At 33.3% G+C, this 20,788-nt stretch carries 20 protein-coding genes; 8 read left to right on the forward strand and 12 right to left on the reverse strand.

The window, feature by feature from the left end:
* The first annotated feature begins 460 nt into the window (after positions 1–460).
* Positions 461–2,494 (forward strand): tetratricopeptide repeat protein, encoded by a 2,034-nt coding sequence (locus tag PL77_RS01210; protein ID WP_044200827.1) that lies wholly within the window; start codon positions 461–463, stop codon positions 2,492–2,494.
* An 84-nt stretch (positions 2,495–2,578) separates the two neighbouring features.
* Here the strand turns inward: PL77_RS01210 and PL77_RS01215 are convergent, their stop codons facing one another.
* Positions 2,579–4,444: a DUF349 domain-containing protein gene (locus PL77_RS01215; RefSeq protein WP_052444075.1), complete on the reverse strand. Its 1,866-nt coding sequence runs from the start codon at positions 4,442–4,444 to the stop codon at positions 2,579–2,581.
* 267 nt (positions 4,445–4,711) lie between these two features.
* Here PL77_RS01215 and PL77_RS01220 point away from each other — a divergent pair, with 267 nt between their 5' ends.
* Positions 4,712–5,932, forward strand: coding sequence for an NADH-quinone oxidoreductase subunit D (locus PL77_RS01220; RefSeq protein WP_044200828.1), 1,221 nt, complete (start codon positions 4,712–4,714; stop codon positions 5,930–5,932).
* 22 nt (positions 5,933–5,954) lie between these two features.
* Positions 5,955–7,223, forward strand: a complete 1,269-nt coding sequence (locus tag PL77_RS01225; RefSeq protein WP_082026340.1) for a glycosyltransferase family 4 protein — start codon at positions 5,955–5,957, stop codon at positions 7,221–7,223.
* Positions 7,224–7,229: 6 nt separating this feature from the next.
* On the opposite strand, the gene PL77_RS01230 is transcribed toward PL77_RS01225, so the two are convergent.
* Together PL77_RS01230 and PL77_RS01235 are read right to left on the reverse strand one after the other, a co-directional pair.
* Complete coding sequence (locus PL77_RS01230; protein ID WP_044200832.1) at positions 7,230–7,967, reverse strand: TrkA family potassium uptake protein; 738 nt, start codon at positions 7,965–7,967, stop codon at positions 7,230–7,232.
* Positions 7,968–7,969: 2 nt separating this feature from the next.
* Entirely contained in the window at positions 7,970–9,775 is a 1,806-nt protein-coding gene (locus tag PL77_RS01235) for a TrkH family potassium uptake protein (protein ID WP_044200834.1), read from the reverse strand.
* 127 nt (positions 9,776–9,902) lie between these two features.
* On the opposite strand from PL77_RS01235, the gene PL77_RS01240 reads away from it, so the two are divergent.
* A complete protein-coding gene (locus PL77_RS01240; protein WP_044200836.1) occupies positions 9,903–10,118 on the forward strand; it encodes a hypothetical protein in 216 nt (71 codons plus the stop codon).
* 6 nt (positions 10,119–10,124) lie between these two features.
* Here the strand turns inward: PL77_RS01240 and hemH are convergent, their stop codons facing one another.
* From hemH to ychF, 4 genes are all read right to left on the reverse strand, one after another.
* Positions 10,125–11,174, reverse strand: a complete 1,050-nt coding sequence (hemH, locus tag PL77_RS01245; protein ID WP_044200838.1) for a ferrochelatase — start codon at positions 11,172–11,174, stop codon at positions 10,125–10,127.
* Between the two features lie 138 nt (positions 11,175–11,312).
* On the reverse strand, positions 11,313–12,518 hold the full coding sequence (locus PL77_RS01250) for a hybrid sensor histidine kinase/response regulator (RefSeq protein WP_044200840.1): 1,206 nt from the start codon (positions 12,516–12,518) through the stop codon (positions 11,313–11,315).
* A gap of 79 nt (positions 12,519–12,597) precedes the next feature.
* A complete protein-coding gene (locus PL77_RS01255; RefSeq protein WP_172665784.1) occupies positions 12,598–13,365 on the reverse strand; it encodes a glycoside hydrolase family 25 protein in 768 nt (255 codons plus the stop codon).
* A 142-nt stretch (positions 13,366–13,507) separates the two neighbouring features.
* Entirely contained in the window at positions 13,508–14,608 is a 1,101-nt protein-coding gene (gene ychF, locus PL77_RS01260) for a redox-regulated ATPase YchF (RefSeq protein WP_044200841.1), read from the reverse strand.
* Positions 14,609–14,871: 263 nt separating this feature from the next.
* On the opposite strand from ychF, the gene PL77_RS01265 reads away from it, so the two are divergent.
* Positions 14,872–15,657 carry an O-methyltransferase gene (locus PL77_RS01265; protein ID WP_044200842.1) on the forward strand — a complete coding sequence of 262 codons (786 nt, stop codon included), beginning with the start codon at positions 14,872–14,874 and terminating at the stop codon, positions 15,655–15,657.
* On the forward strand, positions 15,650–16,042 hold the full coding sequence (locus PL77_RS01270) for a phosphoribosyl-AMP cyclohydrolase (RefSeq protein WP_044200844.1): 393 nt from the start codon (positions 15,650–15,652) through the stop codon (positions 16,040–16,042). The genes PL77_RS01265 and PL77_RS01270 overlap by 8 nt, the downstream gene beginning before the upstream one ends.
* 30 nt (positions 16,043–16,072) lie before the next feature.
* Here PL77_RS01270 and PL77_RS01275 read toward each other — a convergent pair whose 3' ends face one another.
* Both PL77_RS01275 and PL77_RS01280 read right to left on the reverse strand, forming a co-directional pair.
* Positions 16,073–16,816 (reverse strand): outer membrane beta-barrel protein, encoded by a 744-nt coding sequence (locus PL77_RS01275; RefSeq protein WP_044200846.1) that lies wholly within the window; start codon positions 16,814–16,816, stop codon positions 16,073–16,075.
* On the reverse strand, positions 16,798–17,082 hold the full coding sequence (locus PL77_RS01280; RefSeq protein WP_044200848.1) for a hypothetical protein: 285 nt from the start codon (positions 17,080–17,082) through the stop codon (positions 16,798–16,800). Before PL77_RS01280 ends, PL77_RS01275 begins: the two co-directional genes overlap by 19 nt.
* 268 nt (positions 17,083–17,350) lie before the next feature.
* Here PL77_RS01280 and PL77_RS01285 point away from each other — a divergent pair, with 268 nt between their 5' ends.
* Positions 17,351–17,956 (forward strand): hypothetical protein, encoded by a 606-nt coding sequence (locus PL77_RS01285; protein WP_156152204.1) that lies wholly within the window; start codon positions 17,351–17,353, stop codon positions 17,954–17,956.
* Positions 17,937–18,287, forward strand: coding sequence for an MGMT family protein (locus PL77_RS01290; RefSeq protein ID WP_044200852.1), 351 nt, complete (start codon positions 17,937–17,939; stop codon positions 18,285–18,287). The genes PL77_RS01285 and PL77_RS01290 overlap by 20 nt, the downstream gene beginning before the upstream one ends.
* 58 nt (positions 18,288–18,345) lie before the next feature.
* Here the strand turns inward: PL77_RS01290 and PL77_RS01295 are convergent, their stop codons facing one another.
* From PL77_RS01295 to PL77_RS01305, 3 genes are all read right to left on the reverse strand, one after another.
* The gene (locus PL77_RS01295; protein WP_172665785.1) at positions 18,346–18,636 is read right to left on the reverse strand and encodes a hypothetical protein; all 291 of its coding nucleotides are present in this window, start codon (positions 18,634–18,636) and stop codon (positions 18,346–18,348) included.
* A 355-nt stretch (positions 18,637–18,991) separates the two neighbouring features.
* Positions 18,992–19,750 (reverse strand): hypothetical protein, encoded by a 759-nt coding sequence (locus tag PL77_RS01300; protein ID WP_044200856.1) that lies wholly within the window; start codon positions 19,748–19,750, stop codon positions 18,992–18,994.
* A 63-nt stretch (positions 19,751–19,813) separates the two neighbouring features.
* Positions 19,814–20,626 carry a hypothetical protein gene (locus PL77_RS01305; protein ID WP_044200858.1) on the reverse strand — a complete coding sequence of 271 codons (813 nt, stop codon included), beginning with the start codon at positions 20,624–20,626 and terminating at the stop codon, positions 19,814–19,816.
* Positions 20,627–20,788 lie beyond the last annotated feature (162 nt).

The raw sequence follows: 20,788 nt of genomic DNA on the forward strand, positions 1-20,788 counted from the left end.
TATATGAATTCCTTGTATTAATACTATTTCTAATTAGTCTGCAAAAATAAAATTTAATGGGATCAATTACAATAAATACTTGACTTCAATAATGATTATTTTGAATTAAATAAAAACAACAATATTCGTTAGTAATTAGTGTACTTATTATAAGAGAATTACAAAAAGGAACATGATGAGCAAATTGTATTGATTTTAACTGCAAATCAATAGATTAGTAGGTAAGTAAAACGTTTTATAAAAATAGAATGAAAAATATTCTTTAAAAAATTGAAAAAATATTCGTCTTTGATATAAGAAAATACAATTAATCGGTGTTATAGTATTATAAGATTATTTTTATCGATCTTAAGTTAATTGCTTGTGTTTTTTGTCCTGTAATCAGTATCACTTTTTTGTCAGTCAAATTATACTCACTACATAGCACAAAATTCACTGAAATATCACATTCATAACTATAATGATATATAATAGTAGACTATATCTGTATACTTTTGTAATTTTCTTTTCTTTAGTATTTGTTAGTTCCTTCGCCCAAGACGTTGAGTCATTAAAAAAACAAGCCAAATTTAATAATGACCCAGAAGCTTGGTACCAATTAGGACTAACTTATGAAGAAGGTTTGGTGGAGAAGAAAAGCATTAAAAAAGCAACTCAATATTATGAAAAAGCAGTTGTTCAAAACCACCCTGCCGCAGCATTACATTTAGCTAAAATCAAAGAAGCAAAAGGTGAGACAACTGAAGTAATCAAACTATATAACATTGCAGCCAATGGAAAGAATGCTGAAGCCCATTATATTTTAGGAAAATACTATCTCAAAGGTCAAATCGTAGGAATAGACCAAGATCAAGCAATCTATCATTTACTTAGAGCATGGGATCAAGAATTTAAGGATGCAGGAGAATTGTTGGAAGAAACAGACCTTGAGGCTTATTCTAATAAAAATAAAGACATTTTTTATCAAAAGTATTTAGGAAACAGCGGTAATGCTCAATCGGAATATGCATTAGGATTAGCTTATAAAAACGGTGATGAAGTAGAAAAAGACCTTAATAAGAGCTTCGAATTACTAACAAAAGCTGCAGAAAAAAATCACCCAGAAGCTCAATATGAATTGGCTTTATTTTATAAAAATGGCCTTATAGGAAGTAAAGATTCTAGAAAGGCAGTGGCCTTATTACTTAAGTCAGCCAACAATAAAAATAAAGACGCAGTTCAACTGTTGTCAAAAATGGATGTCAAAACTTTTGTAGATCCTAATAACCTTGATTACGTACAGTATAAAGCATTAACAGACAATGATGCTGAGGCTCAATATGAACTCTATTTATTGTATGCTAACAAAGCAAATCCAACCAAAGATGATGAATTAAAAAAGGTTGAGTTTCTACAGAGAGCAGCATTACAAGATTATCAGCCTGCTATGTTATCTCTTGCTGATTTATATTTTAATGGCACACCTCCACTCCAAAAAAGCACTACATCGGCCTTCAAATGGAGAAGGCAAGCTGCCTACGTTGGTTCTGACTCTGCTGAGTACTTATTAGGCAATATGTATGCTATGGGAGAAGGTGTAGCACAAAGTGAAGCAACTGCGATTAAGTGGTACATGAAAGCTGCGAATCATGGCGTTTATTCTGCCAAAGTAGCTTTAAAACAATATGACATCTCAAAGTACTTAGACAAGAGCGACCTTGAATATGCGACGTATTTAGCAAATCAAGGTAATTTAGATGCTCAATTAATGTTAGGTAAATACTATTACAAAAAAGAAAAAATATCAGCCATCCATTGGCTAAGTAAAGCGGCTGGGCAAAATTCTGCGGAAGCAGAACTTTACTTAGGTGATATTTATAAAGATGGAAAATGCCAGACTCCACAAGATTTATCAAAGGCTGAAGTTCATTATAAAAAAGCAATTGCATTAGGTAATCAAGATGCTTATTTAAAAATGGCACAACTTTATGCTTACCAGAAAAATACTACAACTGAAGTAACCGCTGCCAGCAACCAACCTGAAGCTATGAATTATGCAAGTCAGTACATGACCCGTTCAGTGGCTGTAGATAGTAAAAATACTGATACAAACCCTGAAGCTTATCTGATCATCGCTGATATTCAAATTCAAGAAAAAAATTACTTTGAGGCCATCAAACAATATGATTTATATATTAAAAGTTTTGATGAAGCTAATGGCAACCATAAGGAATTTATCGATGTACTAAACAAACAAGCTATCGCTTATGCTTCGGTAGACGAAGTGAGTAGTGCTTTACTTCAGATCGATATTGCTTTAGCGAAATCGGATGATTTCAGCCAACTGAAAGGCTTTAAAGATGATTATTCAAACATCAAGGGAGAGCTATTTTACACTCAAGCGACATTATTATTTCAAAAAGGTGATAAATATAAAGCTTGCAATGGTTTCCAAAAAGCAAAGGCTCTAGGTATCAAAATCGAGTCTAAATACGAAGATCTTTGTATGAATTAAGAAAGCTGAATCTTTGATTCAAAAAAAGAAGGGCATTCACAAAACTAAATGTGAATGCCCTTTTTATATGAATTATCTTAAAGACTAAGACTCCATGCTTCTGATCACTTTCAATTGATCTTTCAATTTAGCAACCTCAACTTTTGCCTCATCAATCTTTACGTTGTATTCCTCTAACAACTTGTTCGCTGTTTTTGAATTTGCAAAGAATGCTAAGTTGTTTTGCCATAGAGCGATATCGTCCTCAAGGTTTTTGATACGAGTTCTGATATTTTGCTCTTGATTTCTTAGACGGTTACCACCACCCGGAAGGTGATTGAATACTGTAGCCAACGCTTGTAGCTTACCTTTTTCGTCTAGATCCTCTGAGTTACCTACATACTCCTCTACTACAGCAACAAATTTGTCAACAATAGCATCTTTTTCTTTACGAGGTACAAAACCGATAGCAAAAAATGCTTCCGCTTTCTCATCTAATAACTTTTGGTCGAAAGCCGCTTTGTCAGCAACAAGTTTAGAAATCTCTAAACATACTTCTTCTTTCTTCTTCAAGTTTTCGATAAACTCTTTAGACTCTTCTTGACGCTTGTTACGCTTTCTTTCGAAGAATGCATCACAAGCAGCTTTAAATTCAGCATATACTGAATCTCTGAATTTTTCAGGAACTGGACCGATACCTTTCCACTCTTTTTGTAAAGCGATCAATGCATCAGCAGTTGCATTCCAATCCGATGATTCTTTTAATTCTTCAGCCTTTTCAACTAAAGCTTTTTTCTTCTCTAAGTTCACTGCTCTTTGAGCTTCTAGTACTTCGAAGAACTTGTTTTTATTCGCAAAGAATTGCTTGAAATTAGCCCAGAATTGCTTGTTGATACCATTGGCCACTTCTCTTGGAACTGGACCAATAGCTTCCCACTCTTTCTGAACTGCTAATAATTTCTTTGTCTCCTCGTTCCACTCTTTGATACGATCTGTATCGAAAGTCGAGAATGGCTCTACTTTCAAGCATAATGCCTGCTTCAATTTCATGTTTTCTTCTAACACTTTCTTGAATTCTTCAGCATGCTTTCTCTTTTTGTCGTAGATCTTATCTGAAATTTCTTTGAATGCATTCCAAATATTATCCTTCTCCTCTTTTGGAACTGGACCAATGTTTCTGAACTCTTCGTGATATTGGTTTAATGAAACAACAGCATCGTTAATATTTTCTACTTCAAGAAGTTTTTGAGCTCTTTCGATTAAACCTTTTTTCGCTTTTAAGTTCTTTTGTCTATCCAACTCTTTTAGTTCAAACTCAATGCTCATTTGATCATAGAATCTGTCTAAAAGTGCTCCATATGTCTTATAGATTTCTTCAGCATTTTGTTGAGGAACCGCACCAATAGTTTTCCATTGAGCTTGTAGTTCCTTCACTTTGTTCATTACCCCCTTGTCATCTGTTGATTCGATCAACTCTTTCACTTGGGCAATGATCATACGCTTTTTCTTTAAGTTATCATCACGCATTTTTTGCATTTGCTCAAAATGTTGACGACGGCTTGTTCTAATTGTACCGAAAGCTTCGTAAAATGCTTTTGCCTCAGCATCTGCATATTCAAAACCTTCTACATCACCATTGCTAGCTTTAAATTCCTCACGAGCTTTAGCTTCTTCTTCCTTTCTTAGCGGTTCGAAAACTTCTTTGATTTGCTTCGCGATTTTCTCAGCTTTAACAACATCAGAATTACCTACTAGCTTTTGGATTTCCTTTAAAAGCTCCTCTTTTGAGTGGCTAGAGAAATCTACATCTTCTTGTAATTCTTCTTCAACTGTGTTTGAAGTCTCATCATCACCGAAATCTGCTACGTCATCACCCATATCAGCAACATCGTCTAATTGTGGAGCAGTGTTCTCAACTGCATTAGATTCTTGGATTTCGTTTGCCTGAGTTTCATCTTGTGGTGTACCCATCTTAAAAAGCGGTTAAAAGTGCATCAATATATACTACTGACCATCCAAAATAAATGAATAGGATGGACCATTGGCCAAAAAATTACCCCATAAAAGGGATAGATTTTTCTCGGACAAAATTAAACATTTTTGCTATTTATAATAATGATTCAATCATTTTGACCCCAATTTTACAGTTTTATTAATGGAATTAAGGAAGGTCTTCTCATTTTTCTTGAATTTTTGATGTTTATCTATCAATTTTGAAAATCTGAGGACAAACAAAATATGGAAAAAAGACAAATTCAATATCAGTTTCAAGAAGATCATTTAATTAATTCTTCAAAGAATTTATTTGATGAATCCAAACTTAAAATGGAGGAAATGGTGATCAACCTAGGTCCTCACCACCCTTCTACACACGGTGTATTACGTCTTGAAGTACTAACGGATGGAGAATATGTTGTTGACTTGGTCCCTCACTTAGGCTACTTGCATCGTTGTTTTGAAAAACACGCTGAAAACCTCAATTTTCAACAAATTATTCCTTACGTAGATCGTATGGATTATATGGCTGCCATTAATTCTGAGCATGCTTTTGCGATGGGAGTTGAAAAAATGATGGGAATAGATGAGAAAATTCCAAAACGTGTTGAGTATATTAGAGTGTTAGTGGCTGAATTAAACCGATTAGCCTCTCACTTTATTGCAATTGGTACTTATGGTTTAGACATTGGTGCTACTACTCCATTCTTGTGGATGATGAGAGATAGAGAGCACATCCTTCGTCTTTTAGAATGGGTATCTGGTGCTCGAATGTTATACAATTACATTTGGGTTGGTGGCCTTTATTATGATTTACCAGTTGGCTTTGAAGAAAGATGTACAGAATTTATCAATTATTTTGAACCTAAACTTCAAGAGCTAAAAGAGCTCGTAATAGATAACAAAATATTTATCGAAAGAACAGCCAATGTAGGTGTTCTTCCTTTGGATATTGCAATCAACTATGGTACTTCAGGACCTGTTCTTAGAGGTTCTGGCTTAGCCCATGACTTGAGAAAAGTAGACGGCTATTCTGTTTACCCTGAATTGGATTTTGAAGTTCCAATTGGAGAAGGTAAAATGGGTACTGTTGGTGATTGTTGGGATAGAACTTACGTCAGGGTTCTTGAGTGTTGGGAGTCGTTGAAAATCATGAAGCAATGTGTAAAACAATTGACGACTGATCATAAACGAGACAGAACTTTTGATCCTCAAGCTTTGGTTCCGAAGAAAATCCGTCCTAAAGCAATGGATTTTTACAGCAGAGCTGAAAACCCGAAAGGTGAGCTAGGGTTTTTCTTTAGAACAAATGGTAAATCTGACATACCTGAACGTTTAAAAGTAAGAGCATGTTCTTTTTGTAATCTATCAGTCTTACCTGAAATTTCAAGAGGAGTATTATTATCAGACTTAATTGCGATAATTGGCTCAATTGATGTTGTTATGGGAGAAGTAGACCGTTAACACTGGTCATTTTTGAAAGAGAATGATATTAAAGTCCAATAAGTTTAAAAATATCAATGAATACATTAGTAATAATACAGACTTAAACATTTGTATTATCACTCATTGCTATCCGCCAGATTTTGGAGCAGCACCTCATCAGTATGCTCATATGGCGGAAAGCTTTCATGCTATTGGACACAACGTCACCGTTTTGACTTCTCACCCCTATTATCCGAAAGGAAAACTGCAACGAAAAGATTTCTTTAAGTTAAGGCGTCACACAAAGATCAACGGTATAGACGTTTTTAGGCATTGGCTAATACCGTCTCAACAAAATAGTGCGATATTACGCCTATTAAGTATGACAACAATGCTGTTAAGTATGCTTTTTTCGATGAGTCTACTTAAGAAAAAGAAAATTGATGTTGTTATCGTTCAAACACCTCCTATCACATTACCTCTATTAGGTATTCTTTTAAAAAGAATCCAAAAAGTAAAACTTGTACTTAATGTTTCAGACCTTTGGCCACAAGCCATGGTTGATTTAGGGAGTATTAAAACCAATTCTATCGCATATCAAATTTTGCATAGGCTTGAAAAATTTTATTACAGTAAAGCTGATTTTATTATTACTCAATCTGATGAAACAAAGAGCTACATCCAAGATTTAAACTTCAATGATGTTTTTCTTTATAGAATTGGTGCTGACATCAATGTTTTTCATCCTCATAAAAATGTACAAAGAGGTGAAAAATTAAAAATTGTATATACGGGTGTTTTAGGTGTTGCACATGGCATATTAGATCTCATTCAAAAAGTCTCTTTTGATGCTTTAAATTGCGAGTTGCACATCTATGGTGATGGCATAGAGAAAAACAAAATCAAGAACTATATCATCAAAAATCAACTCCAAAATGTGATTTTACATCCCAAGGTCCACTACAAAGAAGTCCCGGAGGTTGTAAAACAATATGATGTAGCACTTATTTCTCAGAAGAAATATGTCAAAGGAACTTTACCTGCCAAATTGTATGAAAGTCTTAGTTTAGGAATGCCTATTTTATTTCATGGTCAAGGGGAAGGTGAGCAATTGGTACAAAAACATCAATGTGGCTTTACTTCTAGACCTAATGACCTTGTACAATTAACCAAGAATATCAAATCTTTACAGCAGTTATCAGATAAAGAATTTCAACTTTTATCAAACCAATCTAGAAAAGCTGCTGTAAGCTATTATGATAGAGATTTACAGTTCTCAACGTTTTATGAAGCATTGAAAACCGTAACTCATCATCTTATGTTTGCATAAAAACCTTTATTGATCCACAAGGTCTGTTACCTGCTTCAAGCGTTCTTTTGCTCCTGCTAGAACTAGTGTATGATTCTCACAAAGTGTAATATCCCTAAAGTCTTGAATGAAGACTTTTTCTTCTTGTTCCTCTATTTTTTTATGTACTGATTGTGAATTCTCTTTCAAACAGATCACGGATACATGATAGTTATCTCTAAATTTCAAAGTTCTAATACTCTTACCTAGAAACACTTTCGGAACATCCAATTCTACAATGTATACACCAGGAGCCACTTCGTCCATTGCTTTCACTTGATTATTCATCAACTCCAAAGCAAACCTCTTTCCTTCTTGTTTTTCAGGGAAAATCACTCTCGATATCCCCATTTTACCCAAAACTTTGGCATGCATATCTCGAGTTGCACGAGCAAAAATCTCATGTACACCTATTTCCTTCAATGCCTCTATCGCCAATAATTTTGTCTCAAAGTTCTTACCATGTGATAAAATAACAGTATCAGTAGGCTTAATGTGTTTTTTTAGTGCTAATGGGTTAGTTGTATCTGTTTCGTAAAGATATTCAAAGCCCATCTCTCTCAACCTCTTCAAAGTGATAAAACTGTCTTTTGATTCTCTTACAGATTCAAAATCATTATGCAAAATGATTAGTAAGTCTTCTTCACTGTCCCTTAAGGTGAGGGCGACTTCAATACCAAAAGCCCCCATTCCAATTAATACAAATCGTTTTTCTACCTTTTTCATTTTTAACCAACTAAAATTGATGTTTCAGGATAACGATATTTAAAGTTATCATGATTTTCACCTAATAATGACACTAATGTAAATAATCCAATTTTACCTGAAAACATAATAAGTGCTATCAGTAACTTCCCAAATATTGAAAGTTCAGCTGTTATTCCTCTGGAAAGCCCTGCCGTTCCCATTGCTGAGAAAAACTCAAAAAATAAATCTTCTGTTTCTAATAAAGGTTCAGCAATGACTAGCAAAAATAAACCAAAGAAAGATAACAAGATGGACATCATAAACACAATGACCGCTCTACGTATAGATGACTCTTCAATGGTATTCCATCCTATATGCACATGATTATGCCCTGTTATTTGAGCCTTTAAATATTTCAAAAGAATGTAGGCCGTCGTCACCTTAATCCCTCCCGCTGTTGAGTTAGGAGCTCCGCCAACATACATCAGCATGATCATCATCATAATACTTCCTACAGATAAATCTCCCACTTCAACTACAGAAAAACCTGCAGTACGACATGTAATACTAGTAAAAAATATCTGAAATATTGAATCCGATGTAGATTGACTATTCCACAAATTAAAATCAGTAATGTATAGCCCTACCGCTCCAAAAAAAATCAAAAAGAGCGTTACATTGATGGAAATACGTGATTGTAAACAGAGATTTCTTTTAAACTTTTCTTTACGCTTAAAAACTTGACTATAAGTCTTGAAACCAATACCTCCCACTATAATCAACAACATGATGATTGTTCCAGAAAACCAATCCGTAGAAAATTCATTGCCTTGCAATCCATTTGGAAAATTTGAAAAGCCGGCATTACAGAAAGCAGAGATAGAATGAAAAATGGAAACAAAGATGCGATCTGTATTTGATAGGTTTAGATCACCCCAAGCAATATACAATGCAACAGCACCTATAAGTTCAATCGTAAAAGTGATATAAAAAATCTTCTTTAGAATATCTGCAGAAGAGCTAATACTGTCCGATTCAACCATATCTTGAATCATAAACTCTTCTCTAATTTTAACTCCTTTCTGAATCGTTAAGGCTATAAAAGTTGTCAACGTCACAATACCCAACCCACCAATCTGGAACAAGAACATTAAGATCAACTGTCCTTTGAATGTAAATACTTCGCTGATATTAAATGGAGCTAACCCTGTCACACAAACAGCTGAAGTGGAGGTAAATAATGCATCGACCCAATTAATTGGTTGTAAAGTCGCTTCGGGTAACATCAATAATCCCGTTCCCATAACAATAATAAAAAGAAGGGAACCTACAATCATTGATGTACTATTTGCAGTAAAGAATAACCATGTTGAACGGTTATTGGCTAGTGAGTCTAAACTAGCAACAATCATAATAACCTGAACTACCACAATATATGTTGACCATCCCCAATGTTCGTTATCTTCTTGATAGTTATCCATAAAGAATACTCGGACAACTAGAATAACAAGAATAGAAAATATAAAAAGGAGGTTTATTGCATTTTCCTTTATGAATATTTTCTTGTCTTTTAAAAAGAAGAGCTTTACTAGAATGACAATCGCATATGTTGTGGCAATCCATCTATCATACTTTACTACTTCTACAAGTTCGGCTTTATTTAGGCTAAAGCCCTGAGTATAAATTAATGTTGATAATGCGGCGGTTCCTAATAGTAATTCAATCTTAGGATTGTGCTTTTCTAACCAGTTCTGTAGGTTATTGATCCATACATTCCTTTGCTCAACAACAACTTTATAGATTGTCAAGACAAGCTTCAACAATCTTATTTTCTGTTTATCAGGCATTTATTAGATCTTCTTAAAGAATTTTAACTGTCTATTCACTAAATATAATTGTCTTCATTAAACAGAGTTTAAAAAACAACGTATAAATTCAAGATTAACAAAAAAAATTCACAAATCCCTCATTATTATGACACAGTTAATTGTATCGGTGAAAGATGATAAAAATGCATCTATCATTAAAGAATTATTGAAAGATTTATCCTTTATTGATAAAATACAAGAAATCAATTCAGTAGAAGAAGACCTTTCTTCAGAAGAACAATTAGAAAATGTCAAAAAACACATTTTAGCCCTCAAATCAGAACATAAAGATATATCAGTTAAAGTCGATTGGAAGGGTTAATATTTCCTAATCAAACATTTCAGGAACGTGTGCTTCATTACCTTTTACTAAATCTTCTAGACACTTTATCCACATTGGGTGATCATTAAGGCTTTCAACTAACTGCCAGTGTTCTCCCCCATTTTCCTCAAATACTTCCTTATATTCTTCGCCTACTTCCACCGTTGTTTCGAGACAATCCGCGACAAATGCTGGTGAGAACGCTAGGACACTTTTCTTACCTTCCTTTGTAAGATTGATAATAGTATCTTCGGTGTAAGGCTGAATCCATGGATCTTTTCCTAGCCTAGATTGGAAACAAACACTGTATTTATCATCTGGTAAACCTAATTCTTTTGCTATTAGATCAGCTGTTTCAAAGCAGGCTGAACGGTAGCAAAAGGTATTTTTAGGGTAACTTTTGCGAACACATTTCCCTCCTTCACCTCTTAGTTTACAACATGTTTTGATACCGGCCTTGATAATTTGACGCTCAGGTAGACCGTGAAAACTAAAAATTACGTGATCATAATCATGGGAACGTAAATACTTATTTCCAATATCAGCAAACGTCTTAATATATAATGGATGACGGTGATAATGTTGTACATAACTCACATCTGGAATGACCTGCCAGTTCTGTGTTAATTCCATTACTTTTTGAGCTACAGAACCTGTAGTAGCAGATGCGTATTGTGGGAATAAAGGAACAACAACAATTTCAGAGATATCATTCTTTCTCAACTCATTTAAGGCACTTTCAATCGAAGGGTTTTGATATCTCATCCCCAAAGCTACATGATAGCCCTCTCCTAGTCTTTCTTGAAGTAACTTCTTACATTCAATTCCATAAAAAAGCAAAGGTGAACCATTTTCCGTCCATACTTTTTTATATTCAGCAGCTGATTTTGGAGCTCTAAAAGGAGCAATAATTAAGTTGACTAATGGCCATCTTTTATAGAAAGGAATATCAATCACCCTTTCGTCCATTAGAAATTCTCTTAAATACTTTCTTACATCACCTGTATTATTGCTATCAGGTGTTCCCAAATTGACTAGTAATACCCCTTTTTTCATTTGTCGTTATGTAGTAAATGCCCCACCTCAATACATCAAAGGTGGATTAATCTCTATAAAAAACGAATCTTTACTAAATCATATTGTTTAGTAAAGATTCTACTGTTATTAAACTAACCTATATGTGTGATGAAAGTTTTAATTTTCATTCACTTTTTTGAATGCTACAATAAAATCAGCTCCTTCTCCATAAGTAGACTCACAAGAAACAGTACCATTCATATCTTCCACCATTTTCTTTACGATAGAAAGACCGAGCCCTGTACTATGTTCTCCACCAGTAGGTCTTGCTGATAATTTTTGGAATCGACCGAATAACTTTTTCATATCGTTCTCATTCAACCCAGGTCCTTCATCTTTAATATGAACCTCTAAATTATCTTCTACCTCTTGGATAAAAACACTGATCTTTTTACCCTTAGGACTGAACTTTACTGCATTGGAAACCAAGTTTTGTAATATTTGTCCAAAATAAGTTTCATCAACATTTGCATATAAATTCTCTCCTGCATCCACCTCAATCGTGATCTCTTTTTTCTGAGCTGTTAGCTCAAAGCGTTCTACCCCTTCTTTTACTAGCTTTGATATATCAAGAGGTCGAATAGTCAAGTTTGAGGCTTGAGATTCTAAAGCATTTAGATCTAATATTTGAGTAATTAGTTCTTCTTGCTTTTTGATAGAATCCTGAATCATGGAAATATATTCTTTCTGCTCAGAGCTGAATGTTTCCATATCGAACTTCATCAATTCAATCAATCCATCAATTTGACTTAATGGACTTTTTAAATCATGAGCAACAATACCGATCAAATGGTTTTTCTCACCATCTAACTCAATCAGTTCCTCATTTTGAACTTGAAGTGCTTTCGTTCTACTTTTCACTTTTTCTTCCAATTTTTCATTGGCTTCTTGAAGTGAGTAGAATAACCTTCTATTTTCAACTTTAAGATTATAAGCTTCAATGGCGTTATCAATCGTTACCATTAACTCGTCTCTATTCCAAGGTTTTGTAATGTATCGGTATACTTCACCTTTACTAATGGCATTGATAATATCTTGAACATCACTGTAACCTGTCAAAACAATACGCATGATATCAGGGTACAACTCTCTGACGTTCTCAAAAAGTTCTACACCCGTCATTTTAGGCATACGCTGATCTGAAATGACTACGCTAATATTTTGATGTTCTTCTTTTAGGATTTCTAAGGCTTCATCTCCACTATTCGCTATCAGCACTTTATATACCTTTCTGAATCCAGCTCTAAAAGAAACTAAATTTTGTTGTTCATCATCTACATAGAGTACTGTTGGTTTACTCTTTTTCGTTTGAACACTATCCATATAAATAAATTCTATCTTTTTCGCTTAGGTGCCAAAATTACAAAGTAAATAGATGTAAATCGAATAAATTATATTTTTTTTACTTACTATACCCAACTTTTGGCAATGACTTCGGAATATGAATTTTCAAATCCTCGACCTCATACTTACCTGGAATGCACATTCGCTTTAAATCTTCAATGGTCCCATGAAAAACATTAAGATCTACATCTCCTTCAATTCCACGTGAATTCCCTCTATCAGTGTATTGCCACATACTCCAATCCTTCCTTTCATCTTTCAAAATAGGCTTGAAAACTTTCCCATAAGCAGCAATCCAAATAGGATATTTCTCAAATGCTTTGCGATTATAGAAAACATCGTGATAAAAAGAATGATTGGTATAAATGATTGGCCTAATACCGTATTTCTTTTCAATTAAGTTTAACCAAATACTTACATTTTCTCTAATGGTATCAATTGGAACACCATCAAACGTTTCAACATCCAAAACCGGCGGCAGATCACCTTTCCCCAATTTCACATGCTTTACAAACCAATCTACTTGTGCATAAGGGTCCACTTTTGGTCTGTAAAAATGATAAGCTGACTTTATAATCCCCTCTTGATGTGCTGCTTTCCAATTTTTATCAAAATGATGATCTTTAATATGTTTCCCCTCCGTAGCCTTCATAAACACAAAGGAAAAGCCATCATTGACCACTTCTTTGAAATCGACATCTTTTTGATAATGGGAAATGTCAATTCCATGCACATTATAGTCTACTCTTTTTCTAAAAGTTATATTAAAAAATATAAAAGACAATAGTGCGATTACAACACTAAAGAGAATTATAAGTTTTTTCACTTTAATTACTCAATCTAAAATTACTTTTAATACTATTACCGTTCCATTTTTGAAATGGTAGTTGCTGTATAAGTACTCAGACAAAACAAAACCCACTATCAGGTTTTTACTCCAATAGTGGGTCTTTATTGTATATTATTAATTATACGTTGAATCTGAAGTGCATTACATCACCGTCTTCAACTGTATATTCTTTACCTTCAACTTGTAATTTACCAGCTTCTTTGCAAGCTAACTCTGATTTGTATTCAACATAATCAGCATAATGAATTACCTCTGCTCTAATAAATCCTTTTTCAAAGTCAGTATGGATTACACCTGCTGCTTGTGGTGCTTTCCATCCCTTACGGATTGTCCATGCCCTTACTTCTTTCTCACCTGCTGTAAAGTAAGTGATTAGATCTAATAATGCGTAAGAAGCTCTAATTAAACGATCTAGACCTGATTCAGTTAAGCCATACTCTTCTAAGAACATTGCTTTTTCGTCTTCATCATCTAAGCCTGCAATTTGCTCTTCAATCGCTGCACAAACTTTGATTAATTGTGCATTTTCTTTTTCAGCAATGGCTTTCATATTATTCACGAGGTCATTATCCTCATGAATTCCCTCTTCGTCTACATTTGCTAAGTAGATAACAGGTTTTGCTGTTAAAAGCATTAAATCTGAAACTACTTCCCATTCCTCTTCAGTGGCATCAATAGAACGAGCGTTTTCACCACTTTCTAAATGTGCTTGGAACTTCTCTAATGCTGCTACGATTTTCTTCGCTTCAGCATTACCCGTCTTTGCCATTTTAGTGTTTTTCTGTAATTTTTTCTCTACAGACTCCAAGTCTTTCAACTGAAGTTCCATATCAATTACAGCTTTATCTTCCTCTGGGTCTACTTTACCTGAAACGTGAACAATATTTGGATCATCAAAGCATCTAACTACATGGATAATAGCATCTACTTCACGGATATTGGCTAAGAATTTATTTCCTAAACCTTCACCCTTACTTGCTCCCTTTACCAAACCTGCAATATCAACGAACTCAATTACTGTAGGTAATGTTTTTTGAGGGTTTACCAATTGCTCAAGAACTTTGATTCTTGGGTCTGGAACCACTACAACACCTACGTTAGGGTCAATTGTACAGAATGGAAAGTTTGCTGACTCAGCATTTTCAGCGCTTGTTAAAGCATTAAATAACGTTGATTTTCCTACGTTTGGTAAACCAACAATACCACATTTTAATCCCATGGATCTATATCTTATTTCAGAAGATTAATTCTTTGTCTATTTTTGCATGCTAAAAAGCATGAATTCCGCGCAAAGATAATGTAAACTGTGGAATATTTAACTATAAGTCTACGATCAAAATTATCTAATACTATTTATTATGATTAATTTGCGATTACTTCCTTGAAAACATAAGAGTAAAATAATTCAATAGTATTCGTAATTAAATTACAAGCTTCAAGCAAAAGAAACTGTTTTTAAGGGAGACAAAAACAGACAGGTATATGCAGGTTTTAGACTTTATAAAATATAAATTTATAGCAGGTAATGCTCATGGATTACACTCTCCATTTGTATATGAGCTTTATACGCAGGTGATTGCACCTGAAAAGTGGTATTATATTTTTGATGAAATTGAAAATATCCGTGAGCAACTTTTGAACAATAATAAAAAAATAGAAGTAGAAGATTTAGGGGCAGGTTCAAAAGTCATCAAGCAAAAAAATAGAAAAATCTCTAAAATTGCTTCCTCTTCTTTATGTTCACCTAGGGAGGGTGCATTGCTGTTTGAAATCATAGGAAAATACAAATACAAAAAGATTTTAGAACTAGGTACTTCTTTTGGTATTTCTACTTTGTATTTATCCACTTATAGCAAAGACATACAAACTGTTACCATTGAAGGAAGTAGTACGATTGCTTCCATTGCAAAAGAAAATTTCAAAAAATTGAAGGGGGTAAATATTAAGTTGATTGAAGGAAATATAGACAATCAGCTTCAGCCAATATTAGACGATTTTGGTAAAGTGGATGTGGTCTATTTTGATGCAAATCATAAATACAAGCCCACAATGAAATACTTTGAACAATGTCTTCCTCATATTCATGAAAATTCTTTGTTCATCTTTGATGATATTTACTGGTCCAAAGGAATGAAAAAAGCATGGAATGAAATCTGCGAGCATCCTAGTGTTGGCATTTCAGTTGACCTCTATGATTTAGGATTAATATTTTTCAGGCAAAAACAACCTAAGCAATTTTTTACACTACAAAATAAACCAAATGAATAAAAAAGATTTAGAAGAAGGAACCGCTATTGATATACAATTTGAAAAAAGAGGTGGTTTCGTTCCAGTTATAGTTCAAGAAGTTGAAAATATGGAAATCCTGATGCAAGGGTGGGCTAACGAATTGGCATTACAAAAAACAATAGAGTTAGGCAAGGCTACTTTTTGGAGTACTTCTAGAGATGAGCTTTGGACAAAAGGACTCACTTCTGGTGATTATTTGGAAATCGTTGAAATTTTGACAGATTGCGACCAAGATTCACTTATTTACAAAGTCAAGATGGTGGGTAATGGAGCTTGTCATACTAAAAACAGTAAGGGAATCACACGTAAATCTTGCTTTTACAGAAAAATTGAACTTGATCAATTGTCCAATCTTGACAAATAAATGATAAAGGAGAATTAATGTTTTCGTGCATTAATTCTCTTTTTTTGGACTTGATAGCTTTCCATAAGACAACGGTATAAAGCAGGAGAAATTAATTGACATTGCTTGATCATTCCCGTTAACTGTCCCCAATTCTGAAATATTATCGAGGTAATCTGTAAATGGATTGACAAATGTGGCACTTAAACCAAACCCAAAGTTATTATCAAAATAATAAGTCATTCCTACTCTTGTAGGTAAGGACATTGCAAAATTTGAATAAGTCTCATTTTTATTTCTGGTTTCAAAGACGCCATTCGTTTCATCTTTGAAGTTTTCTATTAATTCTGTGCCTTCTTCATCCAATGGATTGAAATAAAACAACCCTACTCCTTGAGCTACATACAGTTTAAAGTGTTTACTATTTATCAAGTTAAACATCAAAGACAAACTGGTATTTAAGGTATGAGATTGAAAAAAGTTATTTGGAAAAGGTGGTTCTAGTGGTGGAAGCACGTTGGGATCATTTAATTTCTGCCCTTGAAGATATAAATAACTTACATCCAATTTTAAATTCAACCTTTTTTGAGCTCTCATTATTAGCCCAAGGTTAAAACCACCATTTACTTTTGAAAAACTTGGAGATAAATCACCTTTATAAGACCCCAACCCTACGCCTAATTCTAAAATAGATTTTGGTTTTGTAGGTAATTGATCTTGTCCAAAAGAGTGAAAGGAATAGATAAAAAAAGTAAACAGAAAGAGGTATTTCATAATCAATGTTTTCTTGCCCATTCGACAAATTTACTAATCTTCTCATCAGAAAGAATTTTCTCTTTGGTGTTAAAGTTCCTTCCCAATTCTTTTTCTGAATATGAATGATGTATAAAGTTATGGCATTTTCTACAAATATTTATGCCACTTAAGGTCATTTCTTCTTTTGTGAAATTTTTCTTAAACCATTTGTTCTTGTGCGTACTTTTGGGAATAAGATGGTGAAAGGTTAATTCTTTCTTTTTTTCACACATTTCGCAAATTCCGATCAAATCTTGCTTAGGCATATAAAAATTAAGAATGTGTATGATAATAAGATGAATATAATGGTCAAATTTTTGATTGTAAACTATAACGATTACTTTTTTAATATTATTGGATGAAGTCCGTAATAAAATCAGTTGATCATTTATTTTGTTGGAATTACTGCCTTATTATTACTAAAAATAGTTCAATTTCTTGATAAGTACGTATATACCATTAAGTAGGCTCTTACCTATGCTCAAATTAAATTTATTAATGGACTTAGTCAGAATGATACAATATTTTTTTCATATGAAACTAAAAATCACATTTTATCTAATTTTCTTAATTATACCATTCATTAGTACTGCTCAAGATTTAAAGAACAAAGAAAATGTCATTGAACAATTTATGTTGAACCCCAAAGACACTTTAATGTGGGAGTGCTATATGGGGAAATCATGGACTGTAATGAATATTTATGAGAAAGAACAATGCGTTGAACTATCTAACCGATACAGCGAAAATCTAAAGGAGAAGTTGACGCAAGAGAAAATTTCTTTTGATGAAATCAATACCAATGCTTTTGATGCTGAGGTTGATTCCATTGAAGCAACAGCCACAAAACTCCTAACCAATGATCTTTTAAAACAAGAAATAGAGTTAGAACAAACCGCTAAATCAGCTGCTGAAGCAAGTGTAGCTGAATTAAAATCACTTTCTCAAAACACTAAGAAGAACCTTCTTTTGATTGAAGATCTCTTAAAAATTAAAACTCAAGAACTTAATATTGATTACCAAGGAATTGCTTCTGAAAATGGAGAAGAGGTTTTATCAAGAATAAAAATGTATGGTCAAAAGATCTATACCACTACTTACAATCGAATCATAGAAAATAATGCCCCAAAAAGAGAATAAAGACAAATCATCTTTCTTCCAAGATGTTTGGGAGGTTGTACGCCTCATCCCTCCTGGGAGAGTCACTTCTTATGGTGCTATAGGTGCTTATTTGGGTAGAAAAGGAAGTGCACGTATGGTGGGTTGGGCTATGAATGCTTCTCACGGAGACGATACTGTTCCTGCTCATCGAGTAGTCAATAAACAAGGGTTACTTACAGGAAAACATCATTTCGATGTAAAAAATCCCATGCAAGTTCGTTTGGAAGAAGAAGGTATTGTTGTCATAGACAATAAAATTCAAAATATGGATCAGATTTATTGGGATCCTTCGATTGAATTGGAATTATAATTCAACAAAAAACATCTCTAATGTGTGGTAAAATCAAACATTAGAGATGTTTTTTTATCTACTTTACTTTTTCAACTTCTATATAATCAGGCCCTCCATCTACAGGGTACCCTTCTACTTTTTGCCCAACAATTGTCACCTCCTGATCAATATAATTATCTAGATTTACTGAACTACTTCTCAATGCATACCCAGATAAGGTATGAGTGCCATATTGGTAAGTAGTAACTCCTTGCTCTTTGATGACACCCGTAATTTCAATTGTATTTGAATTTACATCGTTTTTTGCACAAGAAAATCCTATCATGATGAATGTGACTACAAAAAGGAATATTTTCATTGTATTCATTAGCAACTCTGTTATTGTAAATAATGATAAACCCATTTTTGAATTGGGATTATATCAACCAAAATAGAAAAATGAAGAATTAATTTAAACAATTCAATTTAGAATTTTAATAGAGTGTATACCTAAAACAGGAATTTTATTCTTTATCGCTTAATTACTGTTGAGATCTGATATTCTTTTTCAGAAACAAACTCATTTGTTGTTTACTCTCCTTTATCTTTTGATAAACTCTACATATACCTCTTGAATATACCAAGGAAGCAGATGACAACTAAATAATATCAACACAATCAGATTTGATATTTCCCAATACGGTATGTTGATTCAATTCTTGGCAAATACATTCTCAATTCTCTTATTTCTTTTCTCTTTGACTTAAATATTGGTGAAAGTCCCACCCTATTCTCATTCTATTTTCAGCTCTTGTACGTTTAGGGTTTTCCTTCATAAATTCAGCGTAATAGTACTCTTCACATTCTAGTGTTTTATTGTAATATTCTAAAATACTGATCAAACTTGTAAATGTAAAACCAAACCTTTCTGTTGAAATAATACATGACAATTGTTCATTGAATAAAGGGTAAGTTAAAAGGTAACCTTCTAAATCAAATGTTCTATTTTTACGGTCTCCATAACCGTATTCAAAAATGACAGTTGTATCCGCTTTTATAATAATACTTTGACTCCCAATCCACTCCCCTTTCAATGAGAGAGCATCCCATTTATTACAGAACTTTATAGAATCAATTAAAATTGGATGATGGGTAGTTATTTCTCTTGTCATTAATTCCTTGTCCCATTGTTGATTTCCTTTTTCTAAATCAGTCCAATAATACTCTTTGGTTCTTTTGGTTAAGAGCATTCTCTCTACTAGAGATTGAGAAATAATAAGACCTTCCTCTAATTTCAATCGTTCTTCTTTTTCACCTTTTATAGTGTAATCATAAGCTTCATAATTACCTTTTTTGTTTTTTTTAAAAACTAGTTCAGTCACTTTGTTATACTTCGATCCATCAGGTGAATCTATTGCTTGGAACGTCAAAGAGGTTGGACTTTGAGCCAATAAGAAATTGGATATTAAAATCAATTGAAGGAGAGATAATAGTTTTTTCATTTCAAATCAAAGTTTTTGTATTACATCTTTAAGTAATCTTTTTATCCTTCTTTGGAGAATACATCAATTCAGCCTTTTCAGCTCCTGAGCATAAATATTATCTTCTTTTGAAGGACTAATCTCTAATGCTTCAATAATTATTCCTTTTAAGTATTCAATTTCGTAATACTTAGACAGCATTGGTTTTAATTGAGTCATTTTTTGGAGAGCTATTGAAGAAATCACCCAACCTTTATATTCATCTTCCCACTCCTCTAAAAAATCGATTAATTTAGATTGCAATTGTTGATCACACCCAAAATTCGCTAAAATCTGGATTGACATTATCTGTTCGCTTCTGGAAGTGGAATGCATGTACTTCCAACAAGATTTTTTGACAGCATTTGTATCATATTCTACATATCTATCAATCAAAATATCTAGGGGTAAACCGCTGGATGATGATGACAAAAGTTGAAATAAATCATCGGAAGCCTCTTGAACTTCATTTGTCATTAAAGTAGTCGCACAACAAGTTTTAAGCAGAGAAGATTCATCAGAATGGAGTCTTTCAATTAAAACATCATCAAAATTATGATCTTTAGCCACACCAATCAATCGATATGCAAATGCTCTTTTATTCTCATTAGGAGAATTTAAAAAAATACAAATTGAGTTTTTGTAATCTGGACTATTTCTCAAAAGTCTTAAACCGTTTGAAATAGGGTAATCTTTCAAAAGATGATCAATGCGGAAAAAGTCGTCTTGACCAAATTCATGATTGAGATTTGCACTTCTTATTTCTTTGATGAGTTTGTTTGATAAATCATCATTGGTTTCTATTAGTATATTTTCAAAAATGGTGAATAGTAATATAGTAATTGACAATAGTTTCATCTGTAAAATAATTAGGTAATCGAAAATGTAATTATTAAAGCTGAATTCTGCAGGTCGATTTTTTAATCCTACCGAATGGTAGCACAAAAACAGGGCACACATTTATCTAATAAGTACTAAGCCATAAATAGATCATATTTAATTCTTGCCTTGGCACTAAAT

Origin of the sequence: Flammeovirga sp. OC4 (genome assembly GCF_000812565.1) — a bacterium.
In the GTDB taxonomy this organism is placed as follows: Bacteria; Bacteroidota; Bacteroidia; order Cytophagales; family Flammeovirgaceae; genus Flammeovirga.

Excerpts from the sequence above, each read along its gene's own strand:
- PL77_RS01210 (WP_044200827.1), top strand. The coding sequence starts at position 461 with ATGATATATAATAGTAGACTATATCTGTATACTTTTGTAATTTTCTTT.
- PL77_RS01215 (WP_052444075.1), bottom strand. The coding sequence starts at position 4,444 with ATGGGTACACCACAAGATGAAACTCAGGCAAACGAAATCCAAGAATCT.
- PL77_RS01220 (WP_044200828.1), top strand. The coding sequence starts at position 4,712 with ATGGAAAAAAGACAAATTCAATATCAGTTTCAAGAAGATCATTTAATT.
- PL77_RS01225 (WP_082026340.1), top strand. The coding sequence starts at position 5,955 with ATGATATTAAAGTCCAATAAGTTTAAAAATATCAATGAATACATTAGT.
- PL77_RS01230 (WP_044200832.1), bottom strand. The coding sequence starts at position 7,967 with ATGAAAAAGGTAGAAAAACGATTTGTATTAATTGGAATGGGGGCTTTT.
- PL77_RS01235 (WP_044200834.1), bottom strand. The coding sequence starts at position 9,775 with ATGCCTGATAAACAGAAAATAAGATTGTTGAAGCTTGTCTTGACAATC.
- PL77_RS01240 (WP_044200836.1), top strand. The coding sequence starts at position 9,903 with ATGACACAGTTAATTGTATCGGTGAAAGATGATAAAAATGCATCTATC.
- hemH (WP_044200838.1), bottom strand. The coding sequence starts at position 11,174 with ATGAAAAAAGGGGTATTACTAGTCAATTTGGGAACACCTGATAGCAAT.
- PL77_RS01250 (WP_044200840.1), bottom strand. The coding sequence starts at position 12,518 with ATGGATAGTGTTCAAACGAAAAAGAGTAAACCAACAGTACTCTATGTA.
- ychF (WP_044200841.1), bottom strand. The coding sequence starts at position 14,608 with ATGGGATTAAAATGTGGTATTGTTGGTTTACCAAACGTAGGAAAATCA.
- PL77_RS01265 (WP_044200842.1), top strand. The coding sequence starts at position 14,872 with ATGCAGGTTTTAGACTTTATAAAATATAAATTTATAGCAGGTAATGCT.
- PL77_RS01270 (WP_044200844.1), top strand. The coding sequence starts at position 15,650 with ATGAATAAAAAAGATTTAGAAGAAGGAACCGCTATTGATATACAATTT.
- PL77_RS01275 (WP_044200846.1), bottom strand. The coding sequence starts at position 16,816 with ATGGGCAAGAAAACATTGATTATGAAATACCTCTTTCTGTTTACTTTT.
- PL77_RS01280 (WP_044200848.1), bottom strand. The coding sequence starts at position 17,082 with ATGCCTAAGCAAGATTTGATCGGAATTTGCGAAATGTGTGAAAAAAAG.
- PL77_RS01285 (WP_156152204.1), top strand. The coding sequence starts at position 17,351 with ATGAAACTAAAAATCACATTTTATCTAATTTTCTTAATTATACCATTC.
- PL77_RS01290 (WP_044200852.1), top strand. The coding sequence starts at position 17,937 with ATGCCCCAAAAAGAGAATAAAGACAAATCATCTTTCTTCCAAGATGTT.
- PL77_RS01295 (WP_172665785.1), bottom strand. The coding sequence starts at position 18,636 with ATGAATACAATGAAAATATTCCTTTTTGTAGTCACATTCATCATGATA.
- PL77_RS01300 (WP_044200856.1), bottom strand. The coding sequence starts at position 19,750 with ATGAAAAAACTATTATCTCTCCTTCAATTGATTTTAATATCCAATTTC.
- PL77_RS01305 (WP_044200858.1), bottom strand. The coding sequence starts at position 20,626 with ATGAAACTATTGTCAATTACTATATTACTATTCACCATTTTTGAAAAT.